The organism is Ruegeria sp. CE6, from assembly GCF_056537485.1.
The window spans coordinates 1-15,668 of record NZ_JBQFRR010000008.1 but is presented as its reverse complement, the minus strand read 5'-3'; the positions used below and the strand labels follow the sequence as shown (position 1 = coordinate 15,668).

The window sequence follows — 15,668 nt, the reverse complement described above, 5'->3', positions numbered from 1 at the left end:
CAAGCATTCCCAGTCAGGAGACAGACATGTCGACCGTAGCCGTTACCGACGACACCTTTGACGCCGAAGTCAAGAATTCCGATATCCCCGTCGTGGTGGATTTCTGGGCCGAGTGGTGCGGCCCCTGTAAGCAGATCGGCCCCGCCCTGGAAGAGCTGGCCAGCGAATATGGTGGCAAGGTGAAGATTGCCAAGGTCGATGTCGACAGCAACCCAAACTCAGCCGCGGCCATGGGCGTGCGCGGCATTCCGGCGCTGTTCATTTTCAAAGACGGTCAGGTGGTTTCGAACCGCGCTGGCGCGGCCCCGAAGGCGGCCCTGCAAAGCTGGATCGACGAGTCGATCTGACCTTCGCTATTGTGCGAACGAAAAAAAGGCGCCCCGCATTGGGCGCCTTTTTTTGTTAAAGCCACTGCGTGACAAGAGTTTAGACTCACTTGATGGTCCACCTCACCGATACTCCCGCGCCGTCTTTGTGGGTAAATGTAACGGTGTCGTCTGCGATTGAAACCACCTGACAGTCGTGGGGCATCACTTCACCGACGATCACGATTCTCCGACAGTAATACCTGTCTTTCCACTCCCAAGTGCCGCTGATACTGCCACCTTTCGGGCCTTTGCCCTCAACCGTGCCGTCCTTGTGAATAGTCACCCAGGTTTCGCCCTGAACCAGCTTCTTATCAACGATCAGGTTCATAAATTTCGCTTTGTTTTCTATGACTTCAGCGGATACGCTTGGCGCCAGAAATCCAAACAACAATAATGATGACATGAGCCGAAAATACGTCATGGAATCAAACCTTTCATAGATCGTGTGCTTAAACAGACAGAATTCTAGTCGATAGCTGCGATACAAACCAAACATTCGGGTTTCGTGGTTTGGCCGGATGCAGTTCACTGTACTGGTTCTTTCAATTCGCAAGAACTCGTGCAGATTGTCGGGTCATCAGGAATAAGGAGGCGACATGCCCAAAACTCGGGTATTGGTGGAATTCGGTATGGGTACGTCGCTTCGGCGCGAAGACTATACCGAAGCAGCGCTGCGCGCGCTCAAGGATGCGCTCTGGCATAACTCGATCAATATGGCGGAATTGTTCGGATTCCCGAAAGAGGCCATGATCATCGACGCGGAAATCGGAGTACAGCAACCGGACCGGGTGGATTCGCAGGCGTTGAAGGTCATTTTCCCCTACGGCCAGCCCAACATCACGGTCACACATGGTGGCTTGGATATCGACAAACCCCATTCTGAAGGTCGCACGGTGATCGCCAACGCCGCGATCGTTGTCTCATTTGATATGGAGCCCGCCCGATGACGGAAAAACGTATTATTCTGGAGATGGGGACCGGCAACGATCTGTATGGTCAGGACTATACCAAGGCCGCACGCCGCGCTGTTCAGGACGCGCTGCACCACTCGTCCATCACGCTGTTTTCCAAACTGGGCATCAGCCATGAGGAGATGCGCGTTGAGGTCACGATTGGCGTTCAGCAGCCTGAGAAGGTTGATTGTGATCTTGTCGCCTCGGATCTGCCGCGGGGCCGCGCCTCGGTTCGGGCGGTCAAAGGGGGACTGGATGTCGAGGATGCCGAGGCGGGTACCCGGCATGTCGTAGCCACTGCTGCAGTTGAGGCTTATCTGCCTGATCTCGCAGGTAAATTCGTCGAAAGCTGAAAAAGAAAAAGCCGCTCAATCGAGCGGCTCATCTTATAAATGTTCAAATCCTGGATCAGAACTTGGAGATATCAGCGCGGGTCAGCCCGACGTCTTCCAGCTGCTCGTCGCTCAGTTGCGACAGTTCGTTGCGTGTCTGATATGATTTGTACCATTCGACAACGTTTTCGAATGCATGAGAGAATGCGTCCACTGCGTGCAGGATGGTGACTGCTCCGCGCGGCGCATGGGTTTTTGCGATTGCGTTTGCCATGTGCTTAGTCCTTTTAACAGAAACAGCCGACCCGTTGTCGGTTGTAAGCCTCATGTAACTCCGGCGGCTGAGTCTCACAAATGCTGACTCAACAGCCCCGGTTTGCGTTTACTGCATATCTTTTGGGCAGTTTTAGAACCGGTTGCGCAGAACCCGTGCCCGGCCCATATATGGCAGCACGGATAACGGAGGCATTCATGGCAGACAGCGATTTTCCCGGATGGCACGGCACCACTATTATTGGCGTCAAGAAGGGCGGGCAGGTTGTCATCGCCGGGGACGGGCAGGTCAGCCTGGGCCAAACCGTGATCAAGGGCACTGCGCGAAAGGTGCGTCGCCTGACACCGGGCGGGTTCGAAGTGGTCGCCGGATTCGCCGGATCTACGGCGGATGCGTTCACGCTGCTGGAACGTCTGGAAGCCAAGCTTGAGGCGACGCCCGGCCAACTGGCGCGTGCTTCGGTCGAGCTGGCCAAGGACTGGCGCACCGACAAGTATCTGCAGAAGCTCGAGGCGATGCTGATTGTGACCGACGGCAAGGATCTGCTCGTGATCACTGGGGCAGGGGACGTGCTTGAGCCGGAACACAACGTCGCTGCAATCGGGTCGGGCGGCAACTTTGCCCTGGCGGCGGCCCGTGCGATGATGGATAGCGACAAACCAGCCGAGGATGTGGCGCGTGAAGCTATGGCAATTGCTGCGGATATCTGCGTGTATACCAACGGCAATCTGACGGTTGAGACGATCGGGTCATGAGTGCGGTTCTGGCAGCGATATTTGGTGGGCTGATTGGCGGTATTGTTGGGCCGATTGTGCTTGAGGAATATCGGAACCGGAAGCACGCCAAGACATGGAAAGAGCCTCGCAAGAAGCTGCTTGAGTCCATGTTGAGGGATACCAAATACAAGTTCAAAACTCTGGAACGGCTCAGCAGAACAATTGGCTGTACCGAAGATCAGACACGCTCGCTATTGATCGAGCTGGAAGCCAGAGGCGCTGTTTCAAAGAAGACCAAAAAGGAAATTTGGGCACTGATAGAGCGCGCGCCATTACAGGAAAGCCAGCGCAAACTTGACGAAGAAGAAATCGAGGAAGAGCAGGAGTAGGTGACCCCCTCCGCTCTATCGGCTGCTCTTTACGCCAATAGCGCTTTGATCTCTTTCCCCTTCCACCTCAAATGCATCCCGATCAGGCCCATCAGGGCAGTGACGATGACAATGTAGTAGGGGACGCGGATGTCGATGCTCATCAATCCGCCTCCGATCAGGGACATGATACCGCCTGCTAGGCAGAACACGGCTGTGGTCACGCCCATGACCCAGCCCTGATCCGTTTCGGCAACGCTGGATGAGAACAGGCCTAGCAGCGTCGGGTAAGAAACGCCGAAGAAGAAGTAGAAGAAAAAGACCGGAATATAGCTCAGCACCCCGCTGGGGCTGAATGCGAAGGCAAAGCCACAGATCACCATGGTGACCAATGAGGTGTAGATGATCTGGTGCTTGCTGAACCTCTCTTGCGCTGGTTTCACAAGGAAAGTGCTGGAAAAGGCCAGCGCAACGCCAATGACCACCATCGCCATGCTGCCCCCAATTACGCCATAACCCCACGCGCTGGTCAGGAAGTTGTCGACGAATACATAGAAAGTAACGTTGGCGACCATGAACAGGGCGTAAACTGGCATGATCTTCAGAACCAGCGGGTGCTCGCGCACAGCAATAAGACTGTCGGTGATGTCGCGTGGGCGGAAAACAAAAGGTTCACGCTCGGTTCTGGTATCCTTGAAGAACGCGGTCACAAGAAAGATTGCAATCAGGACCAGTACAAACGCCCCGTAGAAAGGCGTTTTCAATGTCGCCGCGCTGCCCAATAAGGCTGCATCGGACAGAACCGCGCCTATGATCGGTCCTCCGACCAAGCCAAAGCTGACACCGGTCACAATATAACCCATGTTGCGGTCGCGGTCGGCAGCGTCGGTGCTGCCATCGATCATTGCCGCCTGCGCAATGGGCTGATTTCCAGCCGTAAACCCGGTGATCGAACGACCAATGATCAGCAGAAGCAGGCTGTTGAGATAAAGCGCTGCGATGGTCAGGGCGTAGCCGACCAGCGCCCCGGTCAAACAGACCAAAAGGGCATTCTTGCGCCCGATAGAGTCTGAAACCTTCGAGACATAGACCACCCCCAGAAACCAAGACAGGAAGAAGCAGCCGATCACCAGACCATAATAAAAGTGCCTTGTGCCCATGGCCGTGCTTTCCGGCAAGAAGCCGGACTTCGTTTCCATGATCAGGGAGTTGATGATGGGAAACACCAGCCCTTGTCCGATCAGGTCAACAAAGACCACAAACAGCAGGGTGATCTTGGCAATCTTGGTCATGAAAACGCCCCCAGTTCCAATATCTTGGGGCGAGTGTAACAGACAGTTGCCCTGTCACCTAACGGCGTGTCAGAGGCCGGAAAGCCCGACCCCTGAAGGGTGTGATTACTTCAACGAAGCAACTCCCAGCGGGACGCCGGCAACCTCGCACCAAATGTAAACTTCGTTGTAGCCCGAGACATCCATGGTTGGCGGCACGGCATAGGATTGCTTGCCGGTCAGGTGCAGCAGCGCGCCCAGTTTGCTGTCTGGGGCGTATGTGCCGTCCTTACCAAATGCGACACGCGGGTCGGGGCCGTTGTCCAGCGAAAAGTCGTCGCCCAGTTCAACGATGTAACGCTCGCCATCTTTGACCAGTTTTACCGAACCGGTAGTGACGTGGTTCGAGCGGCCTTCAAATGTGCCTTTCTTTTTTGCTCCACCGGCCAGGGCAGCGGTGGTGCCGACCAGAGACAAGGCCGCGCCGGTAGCTGCAGCTTTCACAAAAAGCGAACGACGTGTCATCATGATGAGGTATCTCCCTAATGTCATACGGACGCAGAGTCCGTCGCGAAAGGTTATGCCGCAGACGCTGTGCATCTGGCGATTCACATCACCACGAAATTCCGTGTGCTGCCCGTGAGTTGCCGTGATCTTCTCGTGATCGGCTTGTGTTTTCGCGCCGTATGATTAGGTTCCGCTGCGAAACATACGGATAGAACGCATATGACCGACCTGACCCCGCGCGAGATTGTCTCGGAACTGGACCGCTTTATTATCGGGCAGAAAGACGCGAAACGCGCCGTCGCCGTGGCGCTACGCAACCGCTGGCGGCGCAAGCAGTTGCCAGATGACATCCGCGATGAGGTCTATCCGAAAAACATTCTGATGATCGGACCCACCGGCGTTGGCAAGACCGAGATCAGCCGCCGTCTGGCCAAACTGGCCCGCGCACCCTTCATCAAAGTTGAAGCCACCAAATTCACCGAGGTCGGCTATGTCGGTCGGGACGTTGAACAGATCGTGCGTGATCTGGCTGACGCCGCAATCCTGCAAACCCGCGAGTATATGCGCGAGGATGTCAAAGCCCGCGCCCATCAGGCCGCCGAGGATCGCGTGATCGAGGCGATTGCAGGAACCGACGCCCGCGAAGCGACGCGCGAGATGTTCCGCAAGAAGCTGAAGGCTGGTGAGCTGGACGATACCGAAATCGAGTTGGAACTGTCAGATACCACGAACCCGATGCCGATGTTCGATATTCCGGGCCAGCCGGGTGGTCAGATGGGGATGATGAATCTGGGTGATATCTTCGGCAAGGCCTTCGGTGGTCGGACCGTCAAGAAACGCATGACTGTGGCTGAAAGCTATGAGGCGTTAATTGGCGAAGAGGCCGACAAGTTGCTGGACGACGAAACCGTCAACCGTGTGGCTTTGGAATCCGTCGAACAGAACGGCATCGTGTTTCTGGATGAGATCGACAAAGTCTGCGCCCGATCCGATGCGCGCGGGGGCGATGTCAGCCGGGAAGGGGTTCAGCGCGACTTGCTGCCTCTGATCGAGGGCACCACTGTCAGCACCAAACATGGCCCTGTGAAAACCGACCATATCCTTTTCATCGCATCCGGTGCGTTTCACATCGCCAAGCCCTCGGACCTGCTGCCAGAACTTCAGGGCCGTTTGCCGATACGCGTGGAGCTGCGCGCCCTGACAGAAGAGGATTTCGTACGTATCCTGACCGAGACCGACAACGCTCTGACCCTGCAGTATACTGCCCTGATGGGCACTGAAGAGGTCACGGTCAGTTTCACCGAAGACGGGATCGCAGCCTTGGCCCGGATTGCGGCGGATGTGAACCAAAGCATCGAGAATATCGGTGCGCGGCGGCTTTACACGGTGATGGAGCGCGTGTTCGAAGAGCTTTCGTTCACCGCACCGGATCAGGCAGGGGCTGAGATCACCGTCGATGCAGGTTTCGTGAACGACAATCTTGGCGAGCTGACAAAATCCACGGACCTCAGCCGTTACGTTTTGTAACAGGTGCCAGCCGGATTTTGCCAATGAGTCGTGCCCTCAGGCTGGACGCGGGGCGGGAATACGGTAGCGTAGCCCTGTAACTTCACAGGGGCAGAGCGTGCTGCGCTATTTCATCATCATTGTGACGCTGTCTGTGCTGACCGCCTGTGCGGATCGGTCTATCACAGAGATCACACCCGAAGCCCTTAGGGTCGGCACCCCCGCCACGGTCTTTGCCGCCACTACTCGGGCGCGCGAGCCGGATGGCAGCTACGGAGCTAACCGTGCCGAGGCACTGCGTTACCTTGAGATGACCGTCTCTATTCCGCCGTCGCACACGCCGGGTGAACTCGAGTTCTCATACGCGAACCCGAATCCGAACAAACAGTTTGTCGTGGCCGATGTTACCGAGTTCTCGGGTCCGCAGGATCTGAAGTCCCGTCTGCGTGGCGTGGATGACGTGGTCATCTTTGTTCACGGGTATAACGCCACGCAGACCGAGACCGCATTTCGGGCCGCTCAGCTGAGCCATGATATCGGTATCCCCGGAACCATTCTGATTTATTCCTGGCCCAGTAAGGCGCGCGGCACCGGTTACGCCTATGATCTGGACAGTATGCTGTTTGCCCGAGACGGGCTGGAACAGACCATTAGATTGCTCAAATCAATGGGCGTAAAGCGGGTCGTCCTGATAGCGCATTCGATGGGCAGCGCCCTATCGATGGAGATGATGCGGCAAGCCGAACTACGCGAGCCGGGGTGGGCAAGCCGCAATCTTGAGGGGGTCATCCTGATCTCACCTGATCTGGATGTGGATCTGTTCCGATCCCAGATGAACAGCATCAAGAGCCCGCCCGATCCGTTTGTGGTGATGGTGTCCCAGAAGGACAAGATTCTGAACCTGTCGGCTCGGCTGCGCGGCACCGCGGACAGTCAGAGGTTGGGTAATATCAGTTCGGTCGACGCGTTGGCCGAATATCCGATCAGCGTGATCGACACGACTGCATTCAACAGCGATGCGGGATCATCTCATTTCGTGGCGGCAACGTCTCCGGCGCTGCTGGCCATTCTCAGTTCAGTCCGCCGAGTCAGCAACACCTTTGGCCCCGACCGGCCTGGCATCGATGTCCTTGTCCCACCCAGCGAGCGCAGCGCAGATGGCGCGACCGAGATTGTGCTGACCGAGACCGGACAGGCGCAGGTTAGCGCGCCCTGATCAGGCACGCATTCGATGATCGGGGTCCAGCGATGGGATCGCATCCAGCAACCGCTTGGTATAGTCTTGCTTGGGTGCGGCAAACAGTTCGCGCGTCGGGGCGCTTTCGACGATCTTGCCGTGATACATCACGACCACAAAATCGCAGGTATGGGCCACAACCGACAGATCGTGGCTGATGAACATGAAGGTCAGGCCCATATCTCGCTGAAGGGATTTCAGCAGGTTCAGGATATCCGCCTGAATCGACACGTCCAGCGCCGCCACGCATTCATCGGCAACTACAAAACGCGGGTTGCAGGCCAGAGCCCGCGCGATAGAAATCCGCTGACGCTGACCGCCCGAAAACGCGTGCGGATAGCGTCGCAGATGTTCAAGGTTCAACCGGCATTTGCCCGCAATCTCGCGAACCCGCGCATCGGTTTCCTCACGCGATGCGGTCAGGCCCATCACATCCAGCGGTTCGGCTATGATATCACGCACGGTCATCCGAGGACTAAGCGCCGCGTAAGGGTCCTGAAAAATCAACTGAGCCCGACGGCGATAGGACTTGAGATCGGTTGCCGACATTTTGGTCAGATCGAACTGCTCTTCACCATCGTCATAGCTTGCGCCACCGCTGGTGATTGGAACCGCATTCAGCAATGCGCGGCCGAGTGTTGTCTTGCCCGAGCCGGACTCGCCGACCACTCCAACAAATGCCCCTTGCGGGATTTCGATCGAGACATTGTCGACCGCCTTCAGCGTGCGCTTGTTAAACAACCCGCCACCAAGGGGAAATTCGACTGACAGGTTTTCGGTTTTGATCAATGCTTTTGTCATGGCTGGCCTGGCACGTCTTCGGGGAAAATGGCTGCGAAATGGCCGGGGCTGACCTCGGTCAAGGGTGGGCGTTCCGTTTCATATCGCGATCCGGGTTTGAGTTCCGGGTTGCGTGGATGGAACACGCAGCCTGATGGCCGCTCCAGAGGTGAGGGGATATCGCCAGGGATCGGGGTTAGCGGTGCGTCCAGATCATCGAGTTTGGGTAACGCGTTCAGCAGGCCACGCGTATAGGCATGTGCCGGATGGCGGATCACCTCACGCACAGGTCCGCTTTCCATGATCCGACCCAGATACATCACCGCAACCCGGTCGGCGGTTTGGGCGACGACGCTTAGGTCATGGGTGATGAAGACGATGCCCATGCCGAACTCGGCCACCAGATCCTTCATCAGATCCAAAACCTGAGCCTGAATGGTCACGTCCAGCGCCGTTGTCGGCTCATCCGCGATCAGCAGTTTGGGCTTGGTCGAAAGCGCCATGGCGATCATCGCCCGCTGACGCATCCCGCCCGACAATTCGAAAGCGTATTGGTTGAACCGGGCCGCTGGTTCAAGGATACCCACCCGGTCCAGCATTTCGATCGATAGTTCTTTGGCCTGCTTTTTGCTGAGATCCGTGTGGATCAGCAACTGTTCAACCATCTGCTTGCCGATGGTGATCGCGGGGGCAAAGCTGGCCATCGGCTCTTGAAAGATCATACTGATCGCCCCGCCGCGCACAATCTCCATGTCCCTGGGCCGCTTCAGCGCCATGATATCAACCGGGCCGCTGTCGAGATGCAGATCGATCCGGCTTTCCGGCGCATAGATCGCGTTGGGTGGATTTAGTTTCATCAGTGACTTTGCCGTCACTGATTTTCCCGATCCACTTTCGCCGACCAGCCCGAGCACCTCGCCTGGGGCGAGTGAAAACGAAACATCCTCAACCGCCGTGATCAACCCTTCATCGGTTTTGAACTGAACGGACAGGTTTTCGACATCGATCAGGCTCATTTGCGGGTCTCCGAATAAGGATCAGCCGCATCGCGCAGGCCATCGCCAACGAACACGAAAGACATCACGAGAACGACAAAGAAGATGACCGGGATGAAATACCATTGGTAATTCAGCAGAACATCCGCCTTGGTCACATTCTGCAACATCACGCCAAGTGAGTTGACCGGATCTTTCAGCCCCAGCCCGATAAAGCTGAGCGCGGTTTCGCTGAGGACCATATAGGGGAACGAGATCACCAGATCGACGATGATGTAGCTGGTGAAGCTGGGCAGCAGATGACGCCGGATGATGTGGCCCGGCGATGCGCCGCAAAGCTTTGCCGCAAGCACATATTCCTGATTGCGTTCGGTCAACAGATGGGTGCGAACTCGCCGTGCTAAAGTAGGCCAGCCGACCAATCCCAATATGGCTGTGATGACAAAGAATCTTGTTTCGGCCGACCATTCCGGCGGGATAAAGGCCGCAATCGCCATGAACAGAGGTATGGCCGGAACCGTACGGATCGCATCGGTGATCATTTGGATCACACTGTCGACCATTCCACCGTAATATCCAGCCACCCCTCCGATCGCGAGCGCCAGCACGAACGAAATCATCACCCCAAGCGTTCCGACCTGTAGCGACGTCCAAACCGCATGCAGTGTACGGCTGAAGATATCCTTGCCGGCACTGTCGGTTCCGAACAGGTGAACATAGCCCTGATCGACACCAAACAGATGGATGTTACCGGGAATGACTCCAAACAACTTATATTTGTCGCCCCGAACGAAGAACTGGATATATCGGCGTTCATCCTCGTTCACTTTCTCGACCCAGCGGAAATTGGTCGCCAACGAGCGTTCGCGGGTTACCCCGTGCAGGAACGGGCGGATCGAGCAGCCATTCTTGTCGCAGAATTTTGGAATCTGCGGGGCTCCGTTCAGATAGTCTTTGTCACGCCCTGCGGCGGTCGGATCGTAGGGCGACAGGAACGGAGCAAAGATGCCCGACAGGATCAGGACGACCAGAACTGTGGCCGCAATCATCGCCGCGCGCTGTTTCTTGAATCGGGCCCAGATCAACTGACGCTGCGAGGCGGTGAAATAGGCTTCTTTTGCCTTTTGGTTTTCGATTGTCGCAGTCATCTGGTCACCTGAGGATACTTTTGCGCACGCGCGGGTCGATCACCGCAAGCAGAATGTCGGTGAAGAAATTCAACGTCACGATTGATGCCGTCAGCAGAAAGATGATGGCCCCCGCAAGTTGCTGATCATTGGACCGCGCCAACGCTTCAAGCAAAAGCGCCCCGGCTTCGGTCAATGTCAGGATCAGCGCCACAATGGGCAGTTCGTTGAAGATCCGGTTCAGGTCAAAGCCAAGGCTGTTGACGATCGGCCCCAGTGCATGACGGGCCGGATAGCGCCATAACAGTCGGCGGCCATAAATGCCCCGCGCGGCAGCAGCGGTGACATACAGCTTCCCGATCTCATCCGACATCAACGCGCGCACGGTCTGCAGCGCAAAGGCTGTGGCCGACCAGCCCAGAATGAAGATCGGCAGCCAGGCGTGTTTCAGCAAATCGAGGAACTTGCCCCAAGACCAAGGCGCTTCTTTGTACTCGGGCGAGAACAGCCCGGTCAGAGTCTCGCCGAAATAGACGGTTGAAACCAGCATCACCATCAGGGCCAGCAGGAAGTTCGGCATCGCCAAACCCAGATAGCTGACGATCCGCAGCGAGTTGTTCAGTACCGCACTGCGCGAGGCGGCAGAAATGATGCCCACAGGGATTGCAATGGCATAAGCCAGCGTCAAAGCGCCAAGGCAGATCCACAGCGACAGCCAGAACTTGTCGCCCAGCAGCTGTGCAATATTCACCCGCAGGATGCAGCTTTCGCCGAAATCGCCACGAAATGCCCCTGACAACCAAGTGGCCCATCGGGTCAGGAACGGTTGATCCAACCCCAGTCGGGCGCGTTCTGCTGCAACGTCAGCAACGGTGATCGCGGACCCTTGGGTGTTTTTATACGCCAAATAGCGCTCGGCACAGTCACCGGGCACCAGTTCCATCAGTGAAAAAACAATCAGCGATACGATGACCAAAGTGACCAACGCCATAACCGCCCGGGTGGCGGCAAATCTGCAGAATTGCAACATATCTGTCCCCGCGGGATGCGCGAAGGCGGGCGCGGGCGCCCACCTTCTTATCTTCTCAACCTTATTCGCTCAGCCACCACTGGGCGGGGCGGTAAGGATAGGTCCGATAGAACTCGTAAGACTGCGTTTTGAACTCGGTAAAGTTCTGCAGGTTGTTCGAGTGATAGATCGGGGCAGGAGCATTCACGGTACCCAGGAACAGCAGCTCGCCGGTCATGATCTCGACCATCTTCTGCGCGGCGGATACTGACGCATCAGAGCCGGGTGCACTGGACTGATAGGTGTCCAATGCAGCCTTCAGATCCGCGACCCAAGCCGGTGGTTCAACACCGTTTTCACCGTTTGAGCTGATATATTCAGCCCAGAGCATACCTGTACGTACGTCGAAATAGCCATCAAACGGAGGCACCCAGATCTCGCTGTCCCCGAGGATCGACCCGGCTGGCTGGCTCTTCAGCCATAGGCCCATATCCAGCGAGTTGGCCGTTTGTGCGGCGCGGAATTCGTCGGATGTCACCTCTTTGATCGCGGTGTTGACGCCAACGTCTTTCCAGTTCTGAGCAATCAGTTCCACCAATTGCGCCGAAGCTGGCTGGGTCGAGAACTGCCAATCCAGAACAAACGGATCACCATTCGGCAAGTCGCGGAAGCCATCACCGTCCTTGTCGACAAGACCGACTTCGTCCAGCAGCGCATTGGCGCGCTCTGCGTCGAATTCGATCTCATGGTTCGACCATTTTTCGTCGATGAAATCGGGACGTGGCGAGAAGCCGATGTACTGTGTCGGTGTTCCCAGACCAAAAGCCACAACCTCGTTCAGCTGGTTGCGATCCATCGCAACAGACATCGCAGTTCTGAACCGGATATCGTTAAAGATCGCGCGCTTGGCCTCGTCTTCTGCGGTCACGTTGAAGGTCAGAACCGGATAGCCGATCGAAGGCTTCACCTCGACCGTGTAGTTACCGTTCTCCTGACCTTCGAGCAGCACCGGAGCGGATGTCAGGTTAACACCCTGCGATTTGTAATCGACCTCGCCATTCAGCAACTTAAGGGTGCGTACTTCTTCGTCCGGAACGTAAGTTTCATCCATTTCCGAAATGTAGGGAAGCTGGTTACCCTGCGTGTCGACCTGGAAGAAATAGGGGTTGGCCACGTAGTGACGACCCTCGGTGCTCTCCTTCACAAGGATATGGCTCTCCAGCGTCGGCATGGTGTCGGTGGGAAGACCCGCCAGTTTGTCACCGGCTGTCAGCATCGGAGATGGCGTATCCATCCAGTCCGAGTTGCCATAATAGGCCTTGATCAGCTCGTACCCGTTTTCATAACCAAGCGCCTGCGCGTTGGCGTCGGCGTTGTCATCCAGCGCCGGGTGGAACTTTTCAAAGAAATGCTTGGGCTGGTAGGGCTGCACATAGGTGAACGAGAATGTCTCGGTCAGGCCAGGCTTGGGCGCGGCAAGGGTAAAGCGGACGGTGGTGTCGTCCAACGCTTCGACCTTCATCGGCTCACCGCCCGCCAGCGCATAATCCTTCGCTTCGGCGATGACATTGGTGTCCATCATCAGGTTATCGTACCAGAAGACGATATCCGCCGCCGTAAATGGCGCGCCATCCGACCACTTGTGGCCTTCACGCAGATTCACGGTCAGCACGGTGAAGTCATCGTTCCATTCCCAGGATTTCGCCACGTTGGGCACCAAGGTCTGCAGGTCGTCGGAATAGCGGAACAGGTTGACGTGACGCACCGAAAGGAAGTCCGAGGTGCCGCTTTCTGTGGCGTTGGAGAGCGCGTCCAGAACACCGCCATACTGACCTATCGAGTCATAGGGTACGATGACTAACGGGTCAGCTGGCAGACGATCTGCCACGGCCGCAAGATCGCCATTGCCACGGATCATGCCGTTCAGATCCCCAATAGCCGGGTTTTCTGCAAAGCTGAGCGTGCAGTTTGCAGCTGATTGAAACTCGGACAGATCAAACTGCTGAGGATAAGCACCGGCTGCGACGCCCTGCATATCCGCGACGGTTGCAGCAGGACAATTGGCCCAGGCCGCGCCCCCGATTGTGGCAAAGGCCACACCAGACATAAGAAGCTTTTTCATGTTTTCTCCCTAGGTTTTGTTTATTTCGTTTTGCGTTTCCGAGAGCCCGATTTGCCCGCTTTGCTTTCGGAGGTTTCTTTGTTCTTTTTTTGCTTCCGGGGCTCTGTTTCATCTGGCCCGGATTTGACATCGTATTGCGTTGCAATGTGCACTTGGACCCCAGCTTGCTTGAGAACGGGTGCAAACGCATCGGGTGGGGCGATATCGGTCACCAGATCCGTCACCTTGTCGAACGGGCAAGACACGTTGGCTGCCTTTGCACCGAATTTGGTGTGGTCCGCTGCAACGATCATGCGATGCGTGTTCCCTTGCAGCGCACGGGTCAGATCCGCCTCCAGCGGGTTCGAGGCCAATACACCTCCAACCAGCGACAGTGCATCCGCGCCGCAGATCACCGCGTCATAGCTGTACTGACACGCCAGTTCTTCAGCCGCACGGCCAAAACTGCCTCGCTCGGAGCGGATTACTTCGCCCCCTGCCAGAACGGCGCGCGTGCCATTGTGATCGGCCAGGGATGCGACAACTGACAAAGAGTTGCTAACGACGGTCAAACCCCGCAGCTCACGTAGTTGCTCGGCGACATGAGTCATGGTCGAGCCAACGGTGATGAACAACACCATCTCGTCCTCAAGCAACCCGCAGACCCGCTTGGCGATATTGGTTTTCTCGTCGGCATTATACTCCAGAGCGCCCGAAAACATCGGTGTATCCTGCGCCCGAGACAGAAATGTGCCGCCATGCACACGCTCAACCTTGTTCGCGCGCGCCAGTGCCTTGACCAAACGACGCACAGTTTCCTCAGAGACGTCCATGATCTGGGCGATCTGAGTGTTGCGCGCTGACCCCCCCAGCCGCGCAAGGACATCCAGCAGCTCTCGGCCACGATGTGGGATGGTTACGCTATCATCATCCATTTTCAGACTCGGTCACATTTTCGCGCAAAAATCCACAATAAATGTAAATCTTTTGCGACAATTTTGGTTTTTTTGCCTTTTCCGGTCAACATGGCACAGCAAACCTGCAGTTTCATGCGGCGTGACAGGTGGATTTCAGATCTCTCGCAAGAATCATTCAACTCATCCCAGCATGTGTTCATGACGACAATGCGATCAGCGTCACGCCAGCGGCCATCATCACGGCCGCCAGAAGGCGTCGCATGGGATTGCCTTCACCCAGGAACAGAAATCCGATTAGGGCCGCGAAGATCACTGAGGTTTCGCGTAAGGCTGACACGACGCCAAGCGGAGCGAAATTCTTGGCATAAAGCACTAGGCCGTAAGCGGTCATCGACACCATTCCGCCTGCAATCCCGATCACCCAGATGCGCAGAGGCAAATCAAGCACACGCGCGCCTCGCCGTAGCGCGACGAAGCCCACAACAAAGATATGCAGAACCGAATGCCAGGCCCAATAACTCAGGATGTTGCCTGACACCCGCACGCCCAGGCCATCCACAAGCGAGTAGATGGAAATAAAGCAGCCCGTTCCCAATGCGAAAACAAGCGATGCCCTACCGACCCCTTGCCTCAAAACCGACCAGCTGGACAGTTGAATGCCGGTGGCAATCACCGCGATCCCAATCCATGCCTGCGTCGGCAGATGTTCGCCCGCAAATATTACGGCCCAAAGAGCGACCAGCGCAGGAACCACACCGCGCGCGATCGGGTACACCACACTGAGATCACCATGCCGGTAGGCCTGATTCAGCATGTAGAAATATCCGAAATGAACGACAGTCGAACCTGCCAGATATGGCAGGCTCTCGACATTCGGCAGCGGCAGAACCGCTACCATCAGCGCCCCCGGGATAACATGCCCCAGTGCAACCAGACCCAGCGTGACTGTTCGGTCAGCGGCCGTTTTTACAACCGTGTTCCAGATCGCATGCAGCAACGCGGCCGCAAGGATTATGAGAACGATTTCAGCGCTCACTGTCAGATCGCCACTTTAAACAGCTCAGTGATGTTTTGTTGGTTGAGTTGGATTGGGTTACCTCCGCATGAGGGGTCGATGATTGCGCCTTGGACCAGTTCGGGGATGGCGGCTTTGGTGACGCCGAGGTCGGAGAGTTTGCGGGGGATGGCGAGGCTGTCGTTGAACTCT

General features: G+C 56.5%; 18 protein-coding genes and 1 pseudogene. 7 read left to right on the top strand and 12 right to left on the bottom strand.

The window, feature by feature from the left end; translation table 11 throughout:
• Nucleotides 1–26 precede the first annotated feature (26 nt).
• Nucleotides 27–347 (top strand): thioredoxin, encoded by a 321-nt coding sequence (gene trxA, locus ACR0DK_RS20240; protein ID WP_170397826.1) that lies wholly within the window; start codon nucleotides 27–29, stop codon nucleotides 345–347.
• Nucleotides 348–432: 85 nt separating this feature from the next.
• On the opposite strand, the gene ACR0DK_RS20235 is transcribed toward trxA, so the two are convergent.
• Nucleotides 433–864 (bottom strand): hypothetical protein, encoded by a 432-nt coding sequence (locus ACR0DK_RS20235; protein WP_480737869.1) that lies wholly within the window; start codon nucleotides 862–864, stop codon nucleotides 433–435.
• 100 nt (nucleotides 865–964) lie between these two features.
• On the opposite strand from ACR0DK_RS20235, the gene ACR0DK_RS20230 reads away from it, so the two are divergent.
• Nucleotides 965–1,315: a Lin0512 family protein gene (locus ACR0DK_RS20230; protein ID WP_480737866.1), complete on the top strand. Its 351-nt coding sequence runs from the start codon at nucleotides 965–967 to the stop codon at nucleotides 1,313–1,315.
• Entirely contained in the window at nucleotides 1,312–1,674 is a 363-nt protein-coding gene (locus tag ACR0DK_RS20225) for a Lin0512 family protein (protein WP_170407917.1), read from the top strand. Before ACR0DK_RS20230 ends, ACR0DK_RS20225 begins: the two co-directional genes overlap by 4 nt.
• Before the next feature lie 55 nt (nucleotides 1,675–1,729).
• Here ACR0DK_RS20225 and ACR0DK_RS20220 read toward each other — a convergent pair whose 3' ends face one another.
• The gene (locus tag ACR0DK_RS20220) at nucleotides 1,730–1,927 is read right to left on the bottom strand and encodes a DUF1127 domain-containing protein (protein WP_170397815.1); all 198 of its coding nucleotides are present in this window, start codon (nucleotides 1,925–1,927) and stop codon (nucleotides 1,730–1,732) included.
• 197 nt (nucleotides 1,928–2,124) lie between these two features.
• On the opposite strand from ACR0DK_RS20220, the gene hslV reads away from it, so the two are divergent.
• Complete coding sequence (gene hslV, locus ACR0DK_RS20215; protein WP_170397812.1) at nucleotides 2,125–2,682, top strand: ATP-dependent protease subunit HslV; 558 nt, start codon at nucleotides 2,125–2,127, stop codon at nucleotides 2,680–2,682.
• Nucleotides 2,679–3,032, top strand: coding sequence for a hypothetical protein (locus ACR0DK_RS20210; protein ID WP_170425354.1), 354 nt, complete (start codon nucleotides 2,679–2,681; stop codon nucleotides 3,030–3,032). The genes hslV and ACR0DK_RS20210 overlap by 4 nt, the downstream gene beginning before the upstream one ends.
• Before the next feature lie 29 nt (nucleotides 3,033–3,061).
• Here ACR0DK_RS20210 and ACR0DK_RS20205 read toward each other — a convergent pair whose 3' ends face one another.
• Together ACR0DK_RS20205 and ACR0DK_RS20200 are read right to left on the bottom strand one after the other, a co-directional pair.
• Complete coding sequence (locus tag ACR0DK_RS20205) at nucleotides 3,062–4,303, bottom strand: MFS transporter (RefSeq protein ID WP_170397806.1); 1,242 nt, start codon at nucleotides 4,301–4,303, stop codon at nucleotides 3,062–3,064.
• 105 nt (nucleotides 4,304–4,408) lie between these two features.
• The gene (locus ACR0DK_RS20200; protein WP_170397803.1) at nucleotides 4,409–4,810 is read right to left on the bottom strand and encodes a DM13 domain-containing protein; all 402 of its coding nucleotides are present in this window, start codon (nucleotides 4,808–4,810) and stop codon (nucleotides 4,409–4,411) included.
• Between the two features lie 198 nt (nucleotides 4,811–5,008).
• On the opposite strand from ACR0DK_RS20200, the gene hslU reads away from it, so the two are divergent.
• Nucleotides 5,009–6,316, top strand: coding sequence for an ATP-dependent protease ATPase subunit HslU (gene hslU, locus ACR0DK_RS20195; protein WP_170407914.1), 1,308 nt, complete (start codon nucleotides 5,009–5,011; stop codon nucleotides 6,314–6,316).
• A gap of 97 nt (nucleotides 6,317–6,413) precedes the next feature.
• Nucleotides 6,414–7,511 carry an alpha/beta fold hydrolase gene (locus ACR0DK_RS20190; RefSeq protein WP_170566570.1) on the top strand — a complete coding sequence of 366 codons (1,098 nt, stop codon included), beginning with the start codon at nucleotides 6,414–6,416 and terminating at the stop codon, nucleotides 7,509–7,511.
• On the opposite strand, the gene ACR0DK_RS20185 is transcribed toward ACR0DK_RS20190, so the two are convergent.
• The 8 genes and pseudogenes from ACR0DK_RS20185 to ACR0DK_RS20150 form a co-directional block, all read right to left on the bottom strand.
• Nucleotides 7,512–8,333 (bottom strand): ATP-binding cassette domain-containing protein, encoded by an 822-nt coding sequence (locus ACR0DK_RS20185; RefSeq protein WP_480737858.1) that lies wholly within the window; start codon nucleotides 8,331–8,333, stop codon nucleotides 7,512–7,514.
• Complete coding sequence (locus ACR0DK_RS20180) at nucleotides 8,330–9,328, bottom strand: ABC transporter ATP-binding protein (protein ID WP_170407909.1); 999 nt, start codon at nucleotides 9,326–9,328, stop codon at nucleotides 8,330–8,332. The genes ACR0DK_RS20185 and ACR0DK_RS20180 overlap by 4 nt, the downstream gene beginning before the upstream one ends.
• A complete protein-coding gene (locus ACR0DK_RS20175) occupies nucleotides 9,325–10,455 on the bottom strand; it encodes an ABC transporter permease (RefSeq protein WP_170566564.1) in 1,131 nt (376 codons plus the stop codon). The genes ACR0DK_RS20180 and ACR0DK_RS20175 overlap by 4 nt, the downstream gene beginning before the upstream one ends.
• A 4-nt stretch (nucleotides 10,456–10,459) precedes the next feature.
• On the bottom strand, nucleotides 10,460–11,464 hold the full coding sequence (locus tag ACR0DK_RS20170; RefSeq protein ID WP_170397787.1) for an ABC transporter permease: 1,005 nt from the start codon (nucleotides 11,462–11,464) through the stop codon (nucleotides 10,460–10,462).
• A 61-nt stretch (nucleotides 11,465–11,525) separates the two neighbouring features.
• Nucleotides 11,526–13,565: an ABC transporter substrate-binding protein gene (locus ACR0DK_RS20165; protein WP_170397784.1), complete on the bottom strand. Its 2,040-nt coding sequence runs from the start codon at nucleotides 13,563–13,565 to the stop codon at nucleotides 11,526–11,528.
• Nucleotides 13,566–13,585: 20 nt separating this feature from the next.
• A complete protein-coding gene (locus ACR0DK_RS20160) occupies nucleotides 13,586–14,479 on the bottom strand; it encodes a DeoR/GlpR family DNA-binding transcription regulator (RefSeq protein ID WP_480737850.1) in 894 nt (297 codons plus the stop codon).
• A 178-nt stretch (nucleotides 14,480–14,657) separates the two neighbouring features.
• On the bottom strand, nucleotides 14,658–15,497 hold the full coding sequence (locus ACR0DK_RS20155; protein ID WP_170397778.1) for an EamA family transporter: 840 nt from the start codon (nucleotides 15,495–15,497) through the stop codon (nucleotides 14,658–14,660).
• A 2-nt stretch (nucleotides 15,498–15,499) separates the two neighbouring features.
• Nucleotides 15,500–15,668 (bottom strand): annotated as a pseudogene (locus ACR0DK_RS20150) (iron-containing alcohol dehydrogenase); the annotation flags it as partial.